Source organism: Microbacterium sp. OVT16B (genome assembly GCF_019969705.1).
In the GTDB taxonomy this organism is placed as follows: Bacteria; Actinomycetota; Actinomycetes; order Actinomycetales; family Microbacteriaceae; genus Microbacterium; species Microbacterium natoriense.
This window is the reverse complement of record NZ_JAHXZA010000010.1, coordinates 1-606: the sequence shown is the minus strand read 5'-3', so window position 1 is coordinate 606 and position 606 is coordinate 1. Positions and strand designations below refer to the sequence as shown.

The following is a 606-nucleotide window of genomic DNA, read 5'->3' as shown; positions in this document are numbered from 1 at the left end:
TCCCTTTTTCTCCCTTCTCTCTCTCTCCTTCTTTTTCTCTTCCTCTCTCTTCTCCCCCTTCTTCTTTTCCTCCTCCTTTTTCTTCTTTTCCTCCTTCTCCTCCTTCTCTTTCTCTTCTCTCTCCTTCTCCCCTCTCTCTTCTTTCTTTTCTTCTCCTCTCCCCCCTTTTTCCCTCCCCTTTCTCTTCTTCCCTTTCTTTTCTTCCTCCCTCTCTTTCCTCCCTTTTTCCTCTTCCCCTTCTTTTCTCCTCTCTTTCTCTCCCTCCTTCTTCCCTCTTTCTTCTTTTTCTTCTCTTCCTTTCTTCTCCCTCTCTTCCTTCTCCTTCTTCTCCTTTCCTCTCCTTCTCTTCCCTCTTTCCTTTCCTTCTCTCCCTCTTCCTTCTCCTTCTTCCCCTCTTCTTTCTTCCTTCTTTTCTTCTTCCCTCCTTTCTTTTCTCCCTCCTCCTCCTCTTTCTTCTTCTCTCTCCTTCTCCCCTCCTCTCCCTTCTTCTTTCTCTCTCCTCCCCTCCCCCCTCTCTCTTTCTCTTCTCCCCCTCTTCCTCTTCCTCCTCCTCTTCTCTTTTCTCTCTCTTTTTTCTCCTTCTCCTTCCCCCCCCCCCCTCCCCTT

Annotated in this window: 1 protein-coding gene; it reads right to left on the bottom strand. The window is 48.3% G+C overall.

Annotation, left to right across the window (positions count from 1 at the left end; genetic code table 11):
• A partial coding sequence (locus LC438_RS18980; RefSeq protein WP_223587504.1) for a hypothetical protein occupies nucleotides 1-606 on the bottom strand: 606 nt, incomplete at both ends.